We start from the raw sequence: 19,897 nt of genomic DNA, 5'->3' as shown, positions 1-19,897 counted from the left end.
CACGGGTGACTGATTACCGATTGGTGATGTCACAGTTGCTGCAAGGCAGGTCGTACCGGGAGATCGAAGCGATCGCAGGATGCTCGCACCGCACGATCGCCAAAGCGAAGAAGATCTGCGGTGAACGGGAGCTGACCACCGAGGACCAGATCGAGGCGTTGACCGCCGAGGAGATCGACGCCTTGTTCACCGATGGGCGAAAGAACGCCTCAATCGATTTCGTGATGTTCGATGTCGCCGCCGCGGTGAAGAAGCGCTCAGGCAAGAAGAAGCTCCCACTGCGGGTGCTGTGGGCCAACTACCTGGAAACCGAAGGGGCGCCGGGGCAGCGGCACTACAGCTACCAGCGGTTCTGCCAGATCATCGGTGAGTACGTCGAGGTCAACGATCTGACGATGCGGATCGCGCACGTACCCGGGCACACGATGCAGGTCGACTGGGCCGGCACCACGATGGCGATCTTCGACCCGGTCACCGGCAGCAGGACCCGGGTGTCGGTGTTCGTGGCATCGCTGCCGTACTCGGGCATGGTCTTCGCCTGCGGATGCCTGGACGAGAAGGCAGCGAACTGGCTCGATGCCCACGTGCAGGCATTCGAGTACTTCGGCGGCGTCACGCAAGTGGTCGTGCCCGATAACACCTCGACCGCGTCGAACCAGATCACACGCGGGGACAGGGCCCGCGAGGTCAACCACGCCTACCGGGACTTCCTCGAGTACCACCGCACCGCCGCGGTGCCCACCAGAGCGGTGCGGCCCCGCGACAAGGGGCACGTCGAGTCCGGGGTCAAGATCGTGACGAACTGGGTGATCGGCCGACTCGCCGACCGCCGGTTCGCCAGCCTGGACGACCTGGGCGAGGCCATCAACGTCCAGGTCGATCAGATCAATGACCGCATCCCGTTCCGCGGACAGAAGATCAGCCGGCGGGAGTTGTTCGCCGAGCACGAGCAGCCACAACTGCTGGCGCTGCCCGACGCACGGTGGCAGCCGGTGACCTGGAGGAAATCCAAGGTCAACAGGGATTACCACGTCGAGATCGCGACGGTGAAGTATTCGGTGCCCCACACCTTCGCCGGTCAGCTCGTCGATGTGAAGATCACCGGCGAAACACTCGCAATCATGTGCGACGGAGAAGTCATCGCCTCCCATGCCGTCTCCGGGCGCCGGCACTCGTACGTCACCGACCCCGAGCACGTGCCCGCCCAGCATCTGCAATCCTCGGATCTGTGGTCCCGGGCGTACTTCGTGCGCCAGGCCCACAAGGTCGGTCCGTGCACCGTGGCCGCGATCAGCGACCTGCTCGACCGGCAACGCATCGAGGCCCAGGGCTACCGCTCGTGCCAGAACATCCTCGCCCTGGGGAAGAGCGACAAACAACTCCTCGAGCGGGCTTGCGGGCAACTTGTCTCCGAACAGACCCGACGGGCGATCTCCTACACCGCGGTCAAGCAACGCCTGGCGGCGCTGCGGGCCCAGGCCGCCGCACGACCGACCACCGCGGCGGAACCAGCGACTGCTGCGTCGGTAGCGCCACCGGCGGGACAGCGCGACACCACCGGGGCGCATCTGGCCGGGCCCGAGCAGTTCAGCCTTTCTGCCTTGACCGGAGCCACCGGAGCCGACTTGACGGATGAGGGAGGGGCCAAGTGATCGATCGTCACCTCACCGACGCGGACATGCCGTTGTTCACGCAGCTGCGTATGACCGCGTTCGGGCAGACCGTCATCGAGCTGGCCAACGATCCCGCCTGCGACGAGTGGACCTTCTCCCAGAAGATCTTCCACGCGCTGGATAAGGAGATCACGGCCAGACAGGAACGTCGGACCCAGAAACTACTCAAGGCCTCCAGAACGCCAAACCCTGATGCCTGCGTAGAAGAGATCCGTTATCTGGCTGACCGCAACCTCAATCGGGAGCTAATCGCACGGCTTTCCAGCTGTCAATGGATCGAGTCGACCCGCAATCTTGTCGTGCTCGGTCAGTCCAGCGTGGGCAAGACCTATGTGGCTCTGGCACTGCTCAATGCCGCGTGCCGAAAGTACTACAGCGCGAGGTTCTTCCGGCTCGACGATCTGGCCAACCGGCTCGCCGTGTTGGAACCGACCTCGCAGCGGCGGTTGGATTTCCTGACGGATCTGCACAACTGTGACCTGCTGGTCCTGGATGACTTCCTGACGACGCCGGTGGCTGCGCACACCGCGGCCGAGTTGCTCAACATCCTGGCCGCTCGTGAAGGTCGAGGTTCGACTCTGGTGACCTCGCAGTTCGATCCGCCGGACTGGTACAAGTCGCTCCAGGACGCGGTCATCGCCGAATCGATCCTCAACCGGATCGTCGCCGGCGCCGAGATCATCGCCCTGGACGGGCCGAACATGCGCCGACATCTGGCGGACAGCCGATAGTTGGGCGCCGCGGTCGGGCAAGCTAGTATTCAGAGCGTGTCTCACGTGGATGAAGTGGGTTGTGATGCATGATGTAGTTCGTGGTTGACGAGTTGTCTATCCGGTTGGTGCCGGATGCGTTGTGGGAGATCGCCGAACCGCTGATTCCGGCCTTCGCCCCCCGACCGCAGGGTGGTGGCAGTGCGCCGGTCGACGACCGGGCGGTGTTCACCGCAATCGTGTTCGTATTGACCAGCGGCTGCGCCTGGCGGCACCTGCCGCCGTCGTTCGGGGTCAGCGTCCCGACCGCGCATCGCCGCTTCACGGCCTGGGTACGCGCGGGGGTGTTCGAGAAACTGCACCGCGAGGTGCTCGATCGACTCGGCGGCTCGGGTGAGCTGGACTGGTCGGCAGCGATCCTGGACGCCGCGAGTGTCCGGGCGAAAAGGGGGGATCTTTGACCGGGCCCAGCCCGGTCGATCGCGGCAAGAAAGGATCGAAGATCCACGTCCTGTCCGAGGCCGAGGGAATTCCGCTGGTTGTCGGCGTCTCTGCAGCGAACACCCACGACAGCACCATGCTGCGGCCGCTGGTCGAGGCCATTCCCGCGGTCAGGTCCCGTCGTGGGCCGCGACGACGCAAACCGGGTCGCCTGCGCGCCGACAAAGGTTACGACTCCGCCGCTCACCGTTGCTGGTTGCGGGAGCGCCGGATCGTCCCGCGGATCGCTCGTCGCGGCATCGAACGCAACGACCGCCTCGGCCGGCACCGATGGAAGATCGAACGCACCCTCGCCTGGCTCACCGGCTACCGCAGGCTCACAATCCGCTACGAACGCCACGCCGAGCACTTCACCGGCTTCCTGCAACTCGCCGCGGCGCTCACCTGCTTCAAGAAGCTCTCCACATGAGACATGCTCTCAATATGACTCGCTGATCACTGTGCATGTTCGAGGCTGATCCGAAGTCCACCACTTCGCGCAGCCTTTTTTATACCAGCGGCGGGACGGGTAGGTTATTCGTGCCGAAATTCGCGTGGAGAGCGACCAGTCCACCGCTTGAAGGCGTGAGAGAAGTTGGCGAGGTCGCTGTATCCGAGATCCGCAGCGATCTCACTCACCGACATCGATCGGTCGAGCAGCCGCAGCATCGCACGATCACGCAGGAATGATTCGCGCAACTCGCGAAAGGTGGTCCCCTCCTCGGACAGGCGCCGCTTGAGTGTGCTACGGGATATCGAGAGCTCGTGTGCGACCCAGTCGTTACTTCGTTTGCCGGGATCCTCCTCCAGGAGCCGTCGCACCTTCTCCGAGAAAGACGTGGTTCTGCTTCGCTGTTCGAGGGTTTGCTGCAGATCAACGATGGCGAGGCGATAGGCGACGGGATCGGAGAACCTACATACCTCGTTGAGGGTATCCGCGGGGACACGAAGGAATGACGTCGGAGCGTCGAAGTACAGGCGCCCAGCTAGGGCGTCCTCATGATTGGCCAGAAAGTTCGGCGCCGACCAGCTCAGATGGAGGGTGACGGTCGGCACATCGCCAGCGAGCATGTCAAGCAGGCGCAGGAGCGCCGACCCGCTGTACGCGACGACCAGGCAGTTCAGGGCCGGATCGCCTGTATGTGCGCTGAGCCCCACAGTAAGCCCCTCGTCTCTTGGGTGGAACTGTGGGCTGAGGGCCGTCGAGATCAAAGGCAGATAGGTGAGCAGCTCGACGATCTCGGCTACCGAACCTGCACTGACCAGAGGAAAGCTCAACGGGCCAAAGGACGTCAACTGAGCCTGCTCGGCGAACGCGAAGCCGAGCGTAGTTGCCTGGTCGACATCGAGTGCGGGGTACACCTCGCGAAACCACCGTATCGGGGCCTGGATGTTCCGCTGGATCAACGTCGTCTCGTCGATTCCTTCGCGAGCCATGATGTTGCGAAGCCGCGCGACAGCGTCTGAGTCGAGTGCTTGGCTCTCGAGCAATTGCGCGAACATGAGTGGAGGCACACCCTCGTCGTTGAGGTTCACCCTGGTCCCCTTTGAGCCGAATTCACAAGTTTCTGACTCTGCCGAACATAGCCGCCGCGCTCGTCTTCGACAACACTTTGACCAAGTTCACATTGAGGACGACGTATCCAGGAGTTGGCTATGGCAGTTGTCACCTTTGTCTCCCACGATGGCCAGAAGCACGAGGCGCCCATCGAGGAAGGGCAGTCGCTGATGCAGGTCGCGACCAACAACGCGGTGCCCGGCATCGACGGCGACTGCGGAGGCGAAGCCGCGTGCGGTACCTGTCATGTGATCGTCGATCCGCAATGGTCCGAGCAGGTCGGCCTCTCGGGTCCCGAGGAGGAGGAGATGCTCGCGATGAACCCCGAGCGCCAGCCGACCTCCCGGCTGTCCTGCCAGATGGCGGCGTCGGCGGCGTGGGACGGCTTGATCGTCGAACTACCCGAATTCCAGATGTGACGGCGAGAAACGGTTAAGACCTGATGAAGATTCCTGAAGCAATCACCGCCAAGGTTCAGTCGACCATCCCGATGGATCTGCAGATCCAGGGCGCGCATCTGTATGACAAGACCCGGCGATGGGTGACCGGGACGAACGGAGAGAAGCTCTTCGTCGAGAGTCCTATCCCGCCGGTCGAGGACGTCGAGCTCGCCGACATCGACCTCAGCAACCCTTTTCTCTATCGCCAGGGGCGCTGGCAGTCCTACTTCGAGCGCTTGCGCAACGAGGCGCCGGTCCACTACCAGCCCAACAGTGCGTTCGGTCCGTTCTGGTCTGTCACGCGGCATGCCGACATCGTGGCCGTGGACAAGAACCACGAGCTCTTCTCCGCCGAGCCGTTCATTGTCATCGGGGCCCCGCCTCGTTTCCTTGATATCGCGATGTTCATCGCGATGGATCCGCCACGCCACGACGCGCAGCGGGCCGCTGTCCAAGGCGTTGTTGCGCCGAAGAACCTGCGTGAGATGGAGGGGCTGATTCGATCGCGTGTGCAGGAGGTGCTGGACGACCTGCCCGTGGATCAGCCGTTCGACTGGGTGCAGAACGTCTCGATCGAGTTGACCGCTCGGATGCTTGCCACCCTTCTGGACTTCCCGTACGAGCAGCGTCGCAAGCTCGTCTACTGGTCAGATCTCGCGACGTCGCTGGAGCAAGCCAACGGCGGGCCCTCGGACAACGACGAGGTGTTCCCCGGCATGCGCGACATGGCGCGAGGTCTCAGCGCTCTCTGGCACGACAAGGCAGCGCGGATGGCTGCCGGGGAGGAACCCGGCTTCGATCTGATCACCATGTTGCAGAGCAACGAGAACACCAAGGACCTGATCGACCGCCCGATGGAATTCTTGGGCAACCTCGTGCTGCTGATCGTCGGAGGCAACGACACGACCCGCAACTCGATGAGCGGCGGTGTTCTTGCGCTGAACCGCTTCCCCGATCAGTTCGAGAAGCTGAAGGCAAACCCCGACCTGATCCCCAACATGGGCTCGGAGATCATCCGGTGGCAAACCCCGCTGGCTTATATGCGCCGGGTCGCCAAGGCCGACACCATTCTGAACGGGCAGTTCATCCGCAAGGGCGACAAAGTAGTGATGTGGTACGCCTCGGGCAACCGCGACGAGCGCGTGTTCGAACGGCCCGATGAGTTCATCATCGACCGGGCCAACGCCCGCAACCACATCTCCTTCGGCTTCGGCGTCCATCGTTGTATGGGCAACCGGCTGGCCGAGCTCCAGCTGCGGATCCTGTGGGAGGAGTTGCTTCCCCGTTTCGACAATATCGAGGTCGTCGGCGAGCCAGAGTACGTGCAGTCCAATTTCGTGAGGGGCATCAGCAAGATGATGGTCCGCCTCACCCCGAAATCCAGCGCATGACCTCGCAGCGGGCCCTCATCGTCGGGGCCGGCCATGCCGGGGCCCAACTCGCGGCCAGTCTGCGCCAGGAAGGGTGGACCGGTGAGATCGTCCTCATCGGCGAGGAGTCGGCGCTGCCCTATCAACGCCCGCCGCTGTCGAAGGGTTACCTGGCGGGGAAGAGCACGCTCGACGAACTCGCGATCCGCAGCGCCAAATTCTACACCGAGCAGGGGATCCAACTCCTGAATGCGAAGGTGGAGGCGATCGACCGCTCGGCTGGTCATCTCGTGTTGAGCACCGGCGACGCGCTGCCCTACGACAAGCTCGCGCTGTGCACTGGGGCCCGCCCTCGACGGCTTTCCATCCCGGGGGCCGACCTGGTCGGCGTCTACTACCTACGCACCGCTGCGGACGTCGAGATGATCCGAGAGGCCACCAGCCCCGGGTGTCGGGCTGTGATCATCGGCGGCGGCTACATCGGACTGGAGACGGCCGCCTCATTGCGTGCGCTCGGTCTGGAGGTCACTGTACTCGAGGCGACCGAGCGCGTCCTCGAACGGGTCACCGCCCCCGCTGTATCGGCGTTCTTCGACCGGATCCACCGGGAGGAGGGCGTGAACATCCGGACGGGCGCGCTGGTCGAAGCTCTATCAGGTGACGGCAGGGTCCGCGAGGTGTTCCTGTCCAGTGGCGAATCAATTCCCACCGACCTCGTCATTGTCGGTATCGGCGTTGAGCCGAACACCGAGCTCGCCGCCGCCGCGGGTCTGGTCGTCGACAACGGCGTCGTGATCGACGACCAGACCCGGACCAGCGACCCCGACATCGTGGCGGCTGGGGACTGCGCCAGCCATGACATGGCCCGTTACGGCCGTCGCATACGCCTGGAGTCCGTGCCGAGTGCGGGTGAGCAGGCCAAGGTGGCGGCCGCGACCGTCTGCGGCAAGTCCAAGATGATCGCGGCGCTTCCATGGTTCTGGTCGGATCAATACGATCTCAAGCTCCAGATCGCCGGTCTCAACACCGGGTACGACGAAGTCGTCCTCAGCGGCGACCCGACCCGGGACCGCGACTTCACCTGCTTCTACCTGCGTGCGGGCGAGCTCATCGCCGCCGACTGCATCAACCGGCCCCGTCACTTCATGTTCAGCAAGCGGGTCATCACGCAGCGACTCCCCATTGGCCGGACCGAACTGGTGCTCGCAGGCTCTGTCTGAGGTGATCGGTCCCTTGGCGGCGATGGTACGACAACAGCGAGTACGGGCCCACATTTCGGAAAGGAACGTCAGTGACGAACATCATCCAGCTCCCGCTGGCGAAGGGTCGTGAGCGGCTCTCGTCGGTATTCCTGGCACCATTGCCGAGTCGGGCCGACGCGACCCTGCTAGGGGTCAGCGACCAGTGGCCTGTTCGTGAGCTCGCCCCGCCCCCGGCGGGGTCGGGGCTCGAGCCCGTCCGAGGGACCGCGGGCATGCCTCTGCTCGGTCACACCCTGGACTACATCAGGTTCGGCTCCAACTTCACCCGGGCCAGGTACCAACGCTTCGGACCGGTCTGGTGGATGGGCGCCTTCGGCACGAGAATCGTGATGGTGGCGGGCGCGGATGCCACACAGGAGGCGCTGACGACCAAGGCGAAGTCGTTCTCCCAGGACGGGTGGACCTATCTCATCGATGCTTTCTTTCACCGGGGCCTGATGCTGATGAGCTTCGACGAGCACAGGATGCATCGGCGGATCATGCAGGAGGCGTTCACCCGCGACCGGCTCGCCGGCTACGTCGACCAGCTCGGCCCGACGCTGGAGACCAGCATCCGCAGGTGGACAGCGGGCCGGTCCACGCGCATCTACCCACTGTTGAAGGCCCTGACTCTCGACGTCGCAACGGAGGTCTTCATGGCAGGTCGGGGAGGGAGCGAGGACACTGACGCCATCAACGACGCCTTCGTGGCCACCGTGCGCGCAGCCAGCTCGATCATCCGTTTCCCGCTGCCGGGGACTCGGTGGCGCGCCGGAGTCCATGGGCGCACGCTCCTGGAGGACTACTTCACCCGGCATCTGCCGACGGCTCGAAGTGCCCAGGGAGACGACCTCTTTGCGGGGCTGTGCCATGCGCGCACGGCCGACGGTGAGGCGTTCACTGATGAGGACGTCGTCAACCACATGATCTTCTTGATGATGGCGGCCCACGATACCTCGACCATCACCACCACCGCTGCCGCCTACTTCCTCGCCAAGCACCCAGCCTGGCAGGAACGGGCTCGGGCCGAGTCCGACCGACTCGGTGAACGCCGCCCCGACATCGACGACCTGGACTCGATGGCGACTCTCGACCTGGTGATCAAGGAGACGCTGCGCCTCGTGGCGCCCGTGCCGATCGTGATGCGCAAGACGATCGAGAACGTGGAGATTGCCGGACGCCACATCCCGGCGGACACCCTGGTGGCCGTGGCTCCTGCGGTGAACCACTTCGACGAGTCGTGCTGGACCGAGCCCGACACCTTCGACCCCGACCGTTTCAGCGAGCCGCGCCATGAGGACCAGAATCACCGTTTCGGGTGGATCCCCTTCGGCGGAGGAGTGCACAAGTGCATTGGTCTGCACTTCGGCACCCTCGAGGTCAAGGCGATCCTGCACCACATGCTGCGCACTTACACCTGGTCGGTCCCCGACCAGTATGAAGTGAGATGGGACAACACCTCGCTCCCCATTCCTGTCGACGGGTTGCCGATCACCCTGGAGCGCAGATGAATCCGGCACCGGTGGCGTTCTTGGGGGCGACCGACTTCCTCGACATCGAGCACGAGTCCGTCCGGGCATTCACCGCCGCCGCGGTTGGGGATGCGAGCACCGACCGGGACAAGGCCAATCGCCTCTTCACCGCCGTCCGTGACCAGATCTGGTACGACCCCTACACGGTGTCGGACAATCCCGCCCACTATCGAGCCAGCTTCGTCCTCGAGTCCGGGCGCGCCTATTGCGTCCCGAAGGCGGTGCTCTTGACCGCGGTGTGCCGAGCGGCAGGGATTCCGGCGCTGCTGGGTTTCGCTGACGTCCGCAATCACCTGCAGACCGAAGCGCTGCGAGCGCTCATGGGCGGCACAGACCTGTTCGTCTATCACGGCTACAGCCGTCTCTACATCGACGGCCGGTGGTTGAAGGCGACGCCTGCGTTCAACACCGAGTTGTGTGCGCGTTTCGGTGTGCCGCCGGTGGATTTCGACGGTGATCGCGACGCACTCCTGCACGCCTTCACCGCCGACGGAGCCCAGCATATGGAGTACGTCCGCGAGCGCGGCATCTTCGACGATCTGCCTTTGAACGCGATCCTGACCGAGCTTCGGCATACCTATGGACCGTTGATGTTCAAGCGCGCTGACGTGATCGCTGACGCTTTCACCGACACACCCACCAGCCGCACCCAGCCCGACGGGATCTCCGGTGGGTTCCACTCACCCCTGGAGGACCGATGAGCACGGCGACCGCAGCGGACGCCTTGGACGTGTGCAACCCAGCCGATGGCCGGCTGATCGCAACCGTCCCTGTGGATGATCGCGAGACCGTGAACGGTGTCGCGGCTGACCTCCGCTGCGCCCAGGTCGGGTGGGTCGAGGCTGGCCCGCGGCAACGCGCCAGATGGTTGCATCGCTGGCGGGACTGGATCCTGGCTCACACCGACGAGCTCACCGATCTGCTGCAAGCCGAAACGGGCAAGGTGCGCCCAGATGCCCTCGTGGAGACGACCGCGTCGTGCGAATTCATCACCTACTACGCTGACAACGCCGAGAGGTTTCTCGCTGGCGAGCAGGTCAGGTCCTCGAGTCTGTTGAGTCTGCCGAAGCGGCTGTCCAAGACCTACCACCCATATCCGGTTGTCGGGCTCATCACGCCCTGGAACTTCCCGATCACCCTCTTCCTCATGGATGCAGCGCCCGCGTTGGCTGCCGGATGCGCGGTCCTGGCGAAGTCCTCGGAGGAGACGCCACTGACGTGTGCGCGGGTCGTCGAGGGCTGGCACGAGATCGGCGCCCCTCCGGTCTTGGCCCATGTTGTGGGTGCCGGCGAAGCGGGTGCGTCGGTGGTGGACGCCGCTGACTTCGTGCAGTTCACCGGCTCGACAGCCACCGGGCGTGCGGTCGCGATCCGCTGCGCCGAGCACCTGAAGCCGGTGAGCCTGGAGCTGGGCGGTAAGGATCCGGCGATAGTGCTGGAGGACGCCGACCTTGCTCGTGCGGTGGAGGGGATCGCGTGGGGCGGTCTGTTCAACGCAGGGCAGGTCTGCATCTCCGTCGAGCGGGTATACGTGGTAGCTGAGATCTACGACGAGTTCGTGGCCCGGCTGACGCAGAGGGTGCGCTCCCTGGCCCAGGGTGCGGCGACAGGTGACGACGTGGGTGCGATGGTCACTGCGAGGCAGGTCGAGATCGCCGATCGCCACGTCAGCCAGGCGGTGGCGGCGGGTGCGCGGGTCCTGGCCGGCGGAACCCGGAGTGCGGTCGGGAACTACTACGCTCCGACCGTCCTGGTCGGTGTCGACCACACGATGGCTTGCATGACCGAGGAGACCTTCGGCCCCACGATCCCGGTGATGCTGGTCGCGGATGAAGACGAGGCCATCCGTCTGGCCAACGACTCGGCGTACGGCCTGTCTGCGACGGTGTGGACCCGCGACCACGCTCGGGCACAGCGCATTGCGAAACGCCTGGACGCGGGTGCGGTCAACATCAACGACGTCTTCAGCAACCTCTTCGCCACCACACTGCCGCACAGTGGATGGAAGGCATCGGGTATCGGTGCGCGGCTCGGCGGTGCCTACGGGCTGCACAAGTACTGCCGGGTCCAGGCGGTGACCGAGCCGCGGATTCCTGTCCCGGCACGAGAACTCACGTGGTACCCGTACACCTCCCGGCGTGCGGCCATCGCCGAAAGAGTATTGCGCGCGGCAGCCGGCCGCGGCCTGTGGCAACGCCTCGGCCTGAACAAGGAGAACAGCAAGTGACGACGCACATCCCCCACACTGCCGCCAAGACTGTGGCGATCACCGGCGGAGCCCGCGGCATCGGCTACCAGACCGCGAAGGAGCTGATCCGACGAGGCCACCGCGTCGCCATCGGCGACGTCGACGAGGCACGTGCCAAAGAGGCCGCCGTCGAGCTCGGGGTGAAGGTCGTCACCCGCCTCGATGTCACCGATCCCGACTCGTTCCGCGAATTTCTCGACCTGGTCGAGGGGGGCCTCGGCCCCCTCGACGTGCTGATCAACAACGCGGGCATCATGCCCACCGGGCACGCCCACGAGGAAGCCGACGCGGTGACCCGGCGGCAGGTCGAGATCAACGTCCTGGGAGTCATCTTCGGGACCAAACTCGCCCTCCAACGGATGCTGCCGCGGCGTGCCGGGCACATCATCAACACCGCATCACTGGCCGGTGAGCTCGCCGTACCCGGTCTGGCGACCTATTGCGGCACCAAGTTCGCGGTCATCGGGTTCACTGAGGCAGCACGACAGGAATACCGCAAGTCCGGGGTCCAGCTGTCCACGGTCCGGCCTACGTTCACCAACACCGAGCTCGTCGCTGGGACGGCTGGGGCCAAAGGACTGCGCAACGCCGAGCCCGAGGAGATCGCTCGAGCGACAGCCGATCTGATCGAGAATCCGCGTTCTTTCGTGCGTGTCACCCGCCTCGCCGGCGGCATGGTCGCCGCGATGAAGTTCGTCCCCGGTCGGTTGGCTACCTGGCTCGGATCGGCCCTGGGCACGGACTCGGTGTTCCTCGACGACGTCGACATGAGGATACGCCAGGCCTACCTGGACAGAATCCGGAGCAACTGATCCAGTCTTCGAACCCCGTCGTGCGCCGATCCACCGAAGAGGAACTCCTATGCCCCGCAGAACCCTGATCAAGGACTACCCGCATCGGATGGCGGGGCATTGCGGCTCTGGCGCGATGCGCGATCTTCTGCACTGGCATGGTCTGGGGTGGGATGGACCGCCCGACGAAGGTCTGGTGTTCGCGCTCGGTGGCGCGGTGGGGCTATCCTACCTCCGGTCGAGCGACCTCGTCCCACCGCTGTACCTGGTGGGACGAGGTGCCGACTTCGAAGTCGATCTACCCCGCCGACTCGGCGGACAGGTCCACGTTCTCACGACCGACGATCCTCGCGAGGGATGGTCATGGGTTCTCGACGAGATCGAAGCAGGCAGACCCAGTCTGGTGTGGGGCGACATCGGTGAGTTGCCGTACCTGCGGGTCCAGTTGCGGATGAGTCGCCACGATATCGTCGTGATCGGTCACGACGAGGCCGAGGGGATCGCTTTTGTCGTGGACAATGACCGCGCCGAGGTGCAGGAGGTCCCGCTCGATGCGCTGGCTCGGGCGCGGTCCTCGAAGTCTTTCCCGGAACCGACGCGCCACTGCACCTACCGCATCATCTGGCCGGACGCGCTGCCAGACGTGGCGGAAGTAGCGGCAGAGGCATTTCGCCAGTCCGCGGCCAGTATGCGCCGCCCGTCGCAGCCCGGGATCGTCGATCTCACGACAGCGGCGGCCGGGGCCGAGGGCCTAGCTGCGGTCGTACAGCTGGCGGCCGACGTTCGGACCTGGGCCGATCTTCCGATAGACGACCTCGAGATCCTCCTGTTCAGCCTGAGCGCTTTTATCGAGAAGGCAGGTACCGGCGGCGGGCTGTTCCGCCGATTGCTCGCCGATGGCTGCGCGGATGTCGCACGCCTGACCGGCGACTTCGCCACCGCTCAACTCGCCGTCTCCGCCAGCCGTTGTGCGCAGGCATGGACCGAGACTGCACGTGCCGGTATCCGGCGCGACGTTGATGTGCGAGCGCGCGCGGCCGGGATGTCTTTGGCGGCTAGCCGGCTGCCAGAGCTGGAGTTGGACCTGGTCGAGTCCCTGGAGTCTGCTTCAAGCTCGCTTATGGCTGCAGATCGCTGACAGCCCCACTTTTCCCCGGACGCTCGGTCTCCGGATCGCTGTGTTCGAAGGCAACTCTCTCAACAAGGAATGCTATGCAGAGCACGATGATGAACGTCCCGTTGACAACTGCGGCGATTCTGCGCCACGGCTCGAGTGTGCATGGCTCGGCAACCGTGCGGACCTTGCAGCCCGACGGGAGCGTGAAGGTCGCCTCGTTCGCCGAGATCGGACGGCGGTCCGCCCAGTTGGCCAACGCGTTGCGCGGTTGCGGGATCACAGGCGATGAGCGCGTCGCAACCTTTATGTGGAACAACCAGGAACATGTGGAAGCCTACTGTGCGGTGCCCTCGATGGGCGCGGTACTGCACACTCTCAATCTACGCCTCGCCTCAGATCAACTCGTCTACATAGGCAACCACGCCGAGGACCGGGTCGTGATTCTCGACGGAAGCCTGGTCCCGCTGCTGGCCCCCGTGCTGCCGCACATCACCAGTGTGCACACCGTCGTCGTGACCGGGGGGGGGTGGACCTCACCCCGCTGCACCGTGACGGGCTCACAGTCGTGGGTTACGAGGAGTTCATCTCCGCTCAGCCCGAGACGTTCGACTGGCCTGACCTCGATGAGCAGTCAGCAGCCGCCATGTGTTACACCTCCGGTACCACCGGGACCCCCAAAGGCGTCGCCTACAGCCACCGGTCGACCTACCTGCATTCGATGGCGGCCTGCGCCGCCGACGGACTGCGAGTCGGCTGCGATGACCGGATCCTCGCTATTGTGCCGATGTTCCATGCCAACGCCTGGGGACTGGTCTATGCCGCCCTCATGGCAGGTGCCGACCTTCTCATGCCTGACCGGTTCCTGCAGGCCGAGCCGCTGGTACGGCTCATCGATGCCCAGAAGCCAACCGTCGCAGGCGCGGTCCCGACGATCTGGAACGACGTGCTGAACTTCGTGGAGGCCAACCCCAGCTACGACATCTCCTCTCTCGGCCTGGTTGCCTGCGGTGGCTCCGCCGTGCCCGTTCACCTGATGGAGATCTTCGAGGAGAAGTACGGCGTACAGGTTGTCCAGGCGTGGGGAATGACCGAGACCTCGCCGCTGGCCACCGTCGCGCGTCCGCCGGCATCGCTCGACACGCAGGAGCGGTGGCGCCTGCGAGCCACTCAAGGCCGTCCGGTTCCAGGTGTGGAATTGAGGATCGTCGGCGACGCGGGCAATGAGCTCCCGCACGACGGCGAAGCCGTCGGCGAGCTGCAGGTGCGCGGACCTTGGATCACCGGCTCGTACATCGGCGAAGAGGATGACGGGGAGAAGTTTCAGGACGGTTGGTTGCGCACCGGCGACGTCGGTCGGATCGATGAACGCAGTTTCGTCACGCTGACCGACCGCACAAAGGACGTGATCAAGTCTGGCGGGGAGTGGATCTCCTCGGTCGAGCTCGAACTGCTGCTCGCCGGACACCCCGATGTGCTCGAGGCATCTGTGATCGGGGTGCCGGACGAGAAGTGGCAGGAACGTCCCCTCGCGGTGATCGTCGTACGTGACGGGCGCGAGCCCACACCTGCCCATCTGCGTGACTTCCTCGTTGGCAAGGTCGCCAAATGGTGGCTGCCCGAGCGTTGGTGCTTCGTCTCCGAGGTGCCCAAGACCTCGGTCGGCAAGTTCGACAAGAAGCGCCTGCGCTCCCTGCATGCCGAAGGAGAGCTTGCCGTCGTCGAAATCTAGGAATCCTCTCTAGATCATCGAGCACGGGTCCCTGCTCACATCGTGGGGTTAGGATCCGCGGCGGACAGTCCGACTTCGAGTACCTTGCCCGGCCTTAGTGGTCACGCCTCTCTTCAGTCACGCCGCGAACGCAGACCGGGTGGTGCGACATACCCCACGCTGAGTCAGCCGAGAACCTCGCAGGCCAAACCTCGACTGCCGCGCGATCACGGCCACTTGGCGGCCCTGGATACTTCCTGCTGGTACCTGCGAAAATTCCCTCCTGCAGTGCTGGCGGCGGTCCGGTTCGACCATCGCAAGGTGTGGGCGATGTGCCGTTGCGACGGGCACCCGGTGTCGCAGGCGACCGTGCTGCGGTGCCTGCGAGACGAGGGTCTGCTGCCGCCAGCCGCAAGGCTGCGTTCGCCGCCGAGCCCACCGGCCCGAATCAGGTGTAGCGTTTGGACTTCAGTGAGTTCGAGACCACCGCTGGCGGGACGTGGCGTATCGCGGATTGCCGGGACTACTGGAGCAAATACGAGCATCCCTGGCATGTGTCGCCGACGGCGAACCAGCACGAACGCGATCACCGCGATCGAGCGCGCTTTGGCCGACTACGAGCAGTCGTACGACCACCCGCTGGCCGAAACGTGCCCACGCGAGCCCGGCCGTGGTCTCGAGCCCGCGGCGACGATCGTGACCTACAACGGCGGCCCGTTCCGGTCGTTCCGCTTCGAGGCGTTCGTCACCGCACACCCCGAACTGCGCCACGTCGGTACCCGAGTCAGGTCGCCGGGCCAGAACGGCTCGCGCGAACGCGGTTTCGGGTCGCTGAAGTACGAGCGACTGTTCCTCGAGGAGATCGATGACGTCTTGGCCGTGGTGAAGCACGCTGACGCCTACCGGGTCGAGCACAACACCGTCCGGCCGCACGAAGCCATCGCTTGGAACCGGCCGATCCAGATCCACCCTGGCCTGGTCGGCCCTCGGATCCCCAACTTTCCCCGAGACCGAAAACCTGCCAACTACTTGACACGGGACACGACGACGCAGCAGCGGCCTCGTCCAGGAGTGTTCGATCAACGGCTCTGGTATCCCTCACACCCGAATTGAGCCAGAGCCGTTGACCCGACCTCCGTACGTGCGGGCTTTTGTCGGTTTTACTTGCGGGTGTTGTGGTTGTGGTGGGCGGTGAGGAAATCGTCGACCAGGCGTGCGCAGTCGTGGTGGTCGATGCTGTGCAGCCCGGTGAGGCGAGCGAAGACGATCGGGCCCAGCAGCTGGATGATGACGAAGGTGGTGTCGAGGTCGCCGAGGTGGGCGCGGGCCTCAGGGCTGGTGAGGATGTGGTCGAACGGTTCGCGGTAGCGGCGGATGACCTGGGCGCGCAGGGAGGTGACCGCGCCCGAGTCAGGGGGTGCGCCGGGGTCGGGGGTAATGGATCCCATGGCCAGCCAGGACAGGGTGGTCAGCTGGAGGGGAGCGTTCTCGATCAGGTCGGCTTGGGCGGTGAGCAACGCGATCAACTGCTCGCGCACGGGCCCGTCGTCGGGTGGGGTGTCCACGCGTGGGAGTAGGCGTTCGAAGGTGGCCGCGAGCAGGTGGGTGCTGCTGCCGAAGTGCCGGTAGAGGGTGGTGCGCGCGACTTTCGAGGTGCGGGTGACCGCGTCGATGGTGACCGCGTCGATACCGCCGGTGGCCAGCAGATGGGTGGCCGCGTCGAGCAACCGTGCCCGCGAGCGCGCCAACCGCGGATCGGCCTGATCGAGATCCGCGTCCTGCTCGCCGGTGGCGGAGTGGGGCGCGGCGGGTCCGGTGCGGGTGTCGGCCTGGTCGCGGGTGGTCATGGTCGGGAAGACCTCCAAGGAAACGGGCGGCGGTGAATGTGTCCGATTTCGACTCTATCGCAACCACTCTCGCCTGTGATACTCATGGTAGCGAAGCGATACCGATGGTTTCGTCGGGTGGGAGGTGCCGGTGAACGCACCGGAAACGACTGACGGTCACAGTGTGCTGGCGCGGGCCGAATGGTGGATGCTGACGGTGTCGTGCCTGGCGGTGGCGCTGGTCGTCGCGGCGATGGCTGCACTGTATTCGGCGTTGCCGCTGATCGCGGTCGCGACCGGGGCGACCCAATCGCAGCTGACCTGGATCGTCGACGGCTACACCCTGATCCTGGCGTGCCTGGTCCTGCCCGCCGGCGCGGTGGGTGACCGCTACGGGCGCCGCGTCGTGCTGATCGCGGGCCTGGCGGTGTTCTCCGTGGCCTCGGCGCTGCCGCTGCTCATGTCGGGGCCGGTGTGGCTGATCGCGGCCCGCGCGGCGGCGGGCGCGGGCGCGGCACTGGTGATGCCCTCGACCCTGTCGATCCTGACCGCGGGGCTGCCCGAAGCGCATCGCGGGCGCGCGGTCGGGGTGTGGGCTGGGGTCGCCGGGTCCGGTGCGGTGCTCGGGATCCTCGGCTCGGGACTGCTGCTGGCGCGGTGGTCGTGGGAATCGGTGTTCGTGGGACTGACCGTGGCCGGGGTGGTGCTGGCCGCGCTGGCGTGCACCATCGCCGAATCCCGCGAGCGGGAACACCCGCCGGTGGACTGGGTGGGCGCGGTGGCGGTGGCGATCGCGATCGCGGCGATCGTGTTCGCCTGCGTCGAGATCCCCGCGCGCGGCTGGCTCGACCCGCTCGTGACCCCCACCCTCGCGCTCGGTGTCGCCGCGGCGGTGGTGTTCGTGATCATGGAGTTGCGGGTCGCCGCGCCGCTGCTGGATGTGCGGTTGTTCGCCCGGCGGGGGTTCGGGGCCGGGTCACTGTCGGTGACCATCCAGTTCCTGGTCACCTTCGGGGTGTTCCTGCTGCTGGTGCAATACCTGCAATTGATCCTCGGGTACGGGCCGCTCGGTTCGGCGCTGGGCCTGGTGCCGATGGCGGTGCCGCTGGTGGCGATCTCGGTGATCGCGCCGTGGCTGTCGAGCCGGGTCGGGCTGCGGGCGATGACCGTCACCGGGCTGCTCGCCATCGCGACCGGACTCTTCCTGGTGAGCCGGTTGACCCTGGCCGCCGACTACCCAGACCTGTTGTGGCCGTTGCTGATCCTGAGCGCCGGGCTGGGATTGTGCACCGCCCCGGCCACCTACGCCATCGTCGCCGACACCCCCGTGGCCAAACACGGTGTCGCCGCCGCCGTCAACGACGCCGCCCGCGAGATCGGCGCGGCCATCGGAATCGCCGTATCCGGCAGCGTGCTCGCCGCCGGATACACCCACCACATCCAACCCGCCCTGCCCCAGCTGCCCGAACCCGCTCGCGGCCCGGTCGCCGACTCCCTCGCCGCCGCCCTGCAGGTCGCCGACCGCGCCGGACCCGCCGCCCAGCCACTGGCCGAATTCGCCAAGACCGCGTTCGTACACGGCAGCACCCAGGCCGCGCTCGCGCTGGCGGCCATCACCGCGGCCGGAGCACTCGCGCTGGCCATCCTCGCCCCCGGACGCACACCCCGGCCCACCCCCACCACGACCACGACCACGACCACGGTGCGCGAACCGGCATCCACACTGCAGGACCCCCACAGCTGATACTCACCGTGAAAGGGAGGTCGTCATGACGGCCTACCACACCATCCTCGTCGACACCGACGGCTCCGACCGCTCCTACCGGGTGATCGACCACGCCGCCGAACTCGCCCGCGCCAGCCACGCCCGCCTGCTCATCCTGTGCGCCCGCCACGACATCGACGCCCACACCCTCGGCCCCGACCTCGACCGGCTCGGACCCGACGCCTACCAACTCCGCGGCACCACCCCCACCGACACGATCCTGCGCACCGCCCGCCACCACGCCACCGCCCACGGCGCCACCGACATCACCACCCACATCCTGGCCCCACCCACCCTGCACGCCCTGCTGCACCTGGCCGCCACCACCGGCACCGACCTCATCGTCACCGGCCACCCCCACCGCCACCCGCTGCTGGCCCGCTGGCTACCCACCCTGCCCATCGAACTCGCCCGCCACGCCCACTGCGACATCCTCATCGTCCACGCCCCGCCCGACAATCCACCCCACCTGCCACCGAACCCCGCAGACCGGCACTCGACGACTGTCCCGTAAGCCGATCGGCCACCGGAACACCACGATCCGCGGACTGCCGCCCAGCTCGCAGGTGTTCCGTAGAGGTGTTCCGCGTACCGTCCCGCTCAACCCCCGCTATCCGGAACAATTCCGGGTATGGGTGAACCGTTCCGCGTCGGATACTGCCGTTGCTCCACCGATGAACAAGACGTCGAGATCCAAACCGACCAACTCCTCACTCTCGGCGTTCCACGCGACCGGATCTTCATCGACACCGGGTTCTCCGGCACCACCCGCCGCAACCGCACGGGCCTCGACAACGCGCTCGCCGCAGTGACCTCGGCAGCGGCGGCCGTCAGCGGGCGGCAGGTCGTGCTGACCACAACGAAATTCGACCGATTCGCCCGCAACATGGCCGAAGCCGGAGAAATCCTCACCGACCTGCGCAAGCGCGATGTCCTGTTCGGGCTCGGCAGCTCCGTCTACGACTGGAACGACCCGTTCGGCAAACTCTTCCTGCAAACCCTGGCCATGGTCGCCGAATTCGAGGCCAACCTGGGCCACCTGCGCACCCGTGAAGGCATGGCCAAGGCCCGCGCCAAGGGCCGCCTCAAGGGCAAACAGCCGAAACTGCCTCTCGCAGCACGCAAAACGATCCACCGCCGCTACCACGACCCCGGCGACGACGCCAGCCTGGCCGACCTCGCCGAGGAATACAGCGTCGGTCGCTCCACCATCCACCGCATCATCAGCAGCCCCGCCCCACCCCGCATCTGACGCAAACCAGCGCACCGCCCGAGCCGATCACGACGGCATCGTCGCTGGTCCAGCCATATGTGTTGTTTTCCGCGCGATTACTACCGGAACCCCCCTTAGCGACGGGTGAATTTTGACCCCCGTCTGAGCTAGGAGGGTGATTTCAGTGGAACAGTGGGCGGAGATCCGCCGGTTGCATCGCAGTGA

At 65.7% G+C, this 19,897-nt stretch carries 17 protein-coding genes and 1 pseudogene; 16 read left to right on the top strand and 2 right to left on the bottom strand.

Going from position 1 to position 19,897, the window contains the following annotated elements:
- Positions 1–5 precede the first annotated feature (5 nt).
- The 3 genes from istA (at position 6) to ACWDTF_RS19830 (ending at position 3,293) form a co-directional block, all read left to right on the top strand.
- Positions 6–1,652 (top strand): IS21 family transposase, encoded by a 1,647-nt coding sequence (gene istA / locus ACWDTF_RS19840; protein ID WP_029540274.1) that lies wholly within the window; start codon positions 6–8, stop codon positions 1,650–1,652.
- A complete protein-coding gene (locus tag ACWDTF_RS19835) occupies positions 1,649–2,404 on the top strand; it encodes an ATP-binding protein (RefSeq protein WP_003937311.1) in 756 nt (251 codons plus the stop codon). The genes istA and ACWDTF_RS19835 overlap by 4 nt, the downstream gene beginning before the upstream one ends.
- 80 nt (positions 2,405–2,484) lie before the next feature.
- A protein-coding gene (locus ACWDTF_RS19830) for an IS5 family transposase (protein ID WP_375295872.1) occupies positions 2,485–3,293 on the top strand; the annotation gives its coding sequence in 2 pieces (ribosomal slippage) (positions 2,485–2,832 and positions 2,835–3,293; 807 coding nt in all).
- A gap of 104 nt (positions 3,294–3,397) precedes the next feature.
- Here ACWDTF_RS19830 and ACWDTF_RS19825 read toward each other — a convergent pair.
- Positions 3,398–4,399, bottom strand: coding sequence for a helix-turn-helix domain-containing protein (locus tag ACWDTF_RS19825; RefSeq protein WP_029540275.1), 1,002 nt, complete (start codon positions 4,397–4,399; stop codon positions 3,398–3,400).
- A 120-nt stretch (positions 4,400–4,519) separates the two neighbouring features.
- Between ACWDTF_RS19825 and ACWDTF_RS19820 the strand changes: the two genes are divergently transcribed.
- The 10 genes and pseudogenes from ACWDTF_RS19820 (at position 4,520) to ACWDTF_RS19775 (ending at position 15,981) form a co-directional block, all read left to right on the top strand.
- A complete protein-coding gene (locus tag ACWDTF_RS19820; protein ID WP_003937313.1) occupies positions 4,520–4,840 on the top strand; it encodes a 2Fe-2S iron-sulfur cluster-binding protein in 321 nt (106 codons plus the stop codon).
- Positions 4,841–4,863: 23 nt separating this feature from the next.
- A complete protein-coding gene (locus tag ACWDTF_RS19815) occupies positions 4,864–6,252 on the top strand; it encodes a cytochrome P450 (protein ID WP_003937314.1) in 1,389 nt (462 codons plus the stop codon).
- Positions 6,249–7,451 (top strand): NAD(P)/FAD-dependent oxidoreductase, encoded by a 1,203-nt coding sequence (locus ACWDTF_RS19810; protein WP_003937315.1) that lies wholly within the window; start codon positions 6,249–6,251, stop codon positions 7,449–7,451. Before ACWDTF_RS19815 ends, ACWDTF_RS19810 begins: the two co-directional genes overlap by 4 nt.
- Positions 7,452–7,522: 71 nt before the next feature.
- Entirely contained in the window at positions 7,523–8,983 is a 1,461-nt protein-coding gene (locus tag ACWDTF_RS19805) for a cytochrome P450 (RefSeq protein WP_003937316.1), read from the top strand.
- Positions 8,980–9,705: a transglutaminase-like domain-containing protein gene (locus tag ACWDTF_RS19800; RefSeq protein WP_003937317.1), complete on the top strand. Its 726-nt coding sequence runs from the start codon at positions 8,980–8,982 to the stop codon at positions 9,703–9,705. The genes ACWDTF_RS19805 and ACWDTF_RS19800 overlap by 4 nt, the downstream gene beginning before the upstream one ends.
- Positions 9,702–11,231: an aldehyde dehydrogenase family protein gene (locus ACWDTF_RS19795; protein WP_003937318.1), complete on the top strand. Its 1,530-nt coding sequence runs from the start codon at positions 9,702–9,704 to the stop codon at positions 11,229–11,231. Before ACWDTF_RS19800 ends, ACWDTF_RS19795 begins: the two co-directional genes overlap by 4 nt.
- Positions 11,228–12,064 carry an SDR family oxidoreductase gene (locus ACWDTF_RS19790; protein ID WP_003937319.1) on the top strand — a complete coding sequence of 279 codons (837 nt, stop codon included), beginning with the start codon at positions 11,228–11,230 and terminating at the stop codon, positions 12,062–12,064. Before ACWDTF_RS19795 ends, ACWDTF_RS19790 begins: the two co-directional genes overlap by 4 nt.
- Before the next feature lie 49 nt (positions 12,065–12,113).
- Positions 12,114–13,181, top strand: coding sequence for a BtrH N-terminal domain-containing protein (locus ACWDTF_RS19785; protein WP_003937320.1), 1,068 nt, complete (start codon positions 12,114–12,116; stop codon positions 13,179–13,181).
- A gap of 74 nt (positions 13,182–13,255) precedes the next feature.
- Positions 13,256–14,889, top strand: a pseudogene (locus ACWDTF_RS19780) (long-chain fatty acid--CoA ligase).
- Positions 14,890–15,420: 531 nt separating this feature from the next.
- Entirely contained in the window at positions 15,421–15,981 is a 561-nt protein-coding gene (locus tag ACWDTF_RS19775; protein WP_003937322.1) for an integrase core domain-containing protein, read from the top strand.
- Between the two features lie 47 nt (positions 15,982–16,028).
- Here ACWDTF_RS19775 and ACWDTF_RS19770 read toward each other — a convergent pair whose 3' ends face one another.
- Positions 16,029–16,715, bottom strand: coding sequence for a TetR/AcrR family transcriptional regulator (locus ACWDTF_RS19770; RefSeq protein ID WP_008382024.1), 687 nt, complete (start codon positions 16,713–16,715; stop codon positions 16,029–16,031).
- Positions 16,716–16,902: 187 nt separating this feature from the next.
- Between ACWDTF_RS19770 and ACWDTF_RS19765 the strand changes: the two genes are divergently transcribed.
- From ACWDTF_RS19765 to ACWDTF_RS19755, 3 genes are all read left to right on the top strand, one after another.
- Positions 16,903–18,438: an MFS transporter gene (locus ACWDTF_RS19765; protein WP_449754924.1), complete on the top strand. Its 1,536-nt coding sequence runs from the start codon at positions 16,903–16,905 to the stop codon at positions 18,436–18,438.
- 25 nt (positions 18,439–18,463) lie between these two features.
- On the top strand, positions 18,464–18,973 hold the full coding sequence (locus tag ACWDTF_RS19760) for a universal stress protein (RefSeq protein ID WP_010596699.1): 510 nt from the start codon (positions 18,464–18,466) through the stop codon (positions 18,971–18,973).
- Between the two features lie 117 nt (positions 18,974–19,090).
- Entirely contained in the window at positions 19,091–19,711 is a 621-nt protein-coding gene (locus ACWDTF_RS19755; protein WP_010596700.1) for a recombinase family protein, read from the top strand.
- Positions 19,712–19,897 lie beyond the last annotated feature (186 nt).

It is taken from the genome of Gordonia sp. NPDC003422, assembly GCF_053588675.1.
Note: the sequence above shows the minus strand (reverse complement) of the source record. Positions and strands in the feature narration are given on the sequence as shown.

Coding starts and splice junctions, on each gene's coding strand:
- ACWDTF_RS19820 (WP_003937313.1), top strand. CDS start 4,520: ATGGCAGTTGTCACCTTTGTCTCCCACGATGGCCAGAAGCACGAGGCG.
- ACWDTF_RS19815 (WP_003937314.1), top strand. CDS start 4,864: ATGAAGATTCCTGAAGCAATCACCGCCAAGGTTCAGTCGACCATCCCG.
- ACWDTF_RS19810 (WP_003937315.1), top strand. CDS start 6,249: ATGACCTCGCAGCGGGCCCTCATCGTCGGGGCCGGCCATGCCGGGGCC.
- ACWDTF_RS19800 (WP_003937317.1), top strand. CDS start 8,980: ATGAATCCGGCACCGGTGGCGTTCTTGGGGGCGACCGACTTCCTCGAC.
- ACWDTF_RS19795 (WP_003937318.1), top strand. CDS start 9,702: ATGAGCACGGCGACCGCAGCGGACGCCTTGGACGTGTGCAACCCAGCC.
- ACWDTF_RS19785 (WP_003937320.1), top strand. CDS start 12,114: ATGCCCCGCAGAACCCTGATCAAGGACTACCCGCATCGGATGGCGGGG.
- ACWDTF_RS19775 (WP_003937322.1), top strand. CDS start 15,421: ATGTGTCGCCGACGGCGAACCAGCACGAACGCGATCACCGCGATCGAG.
- ACWDTF_RS19770 (WP_008382024.1), bottom strand. CDS start 16,715: ATGACCACCCGCGACCAGGCCGACACCCGCACCGGACCCGCCGCGCCC.
- ACWDTF_RS19765 (WP_449754924.1), top strand. CDS start 16,903: ATGCTGACGGTGTCGTGCCTGGCGGTGGCGCTGGTCGTCGCGGCGATG.
- ACWDTF_RS19760 (WP_010596699.1), top strand. CDS start 18,464: ATGACGGCCTACCACACCATCCTCGTCGACACCGACGGCTCCGACCGC.
- ACWDTF_RS19755 (WP_010596700.1), top strand. CDS start 19,091: ATGGGTGAACCGTTCCGCGTCGGATACTGCCGTTGCTCCACCGATGAA.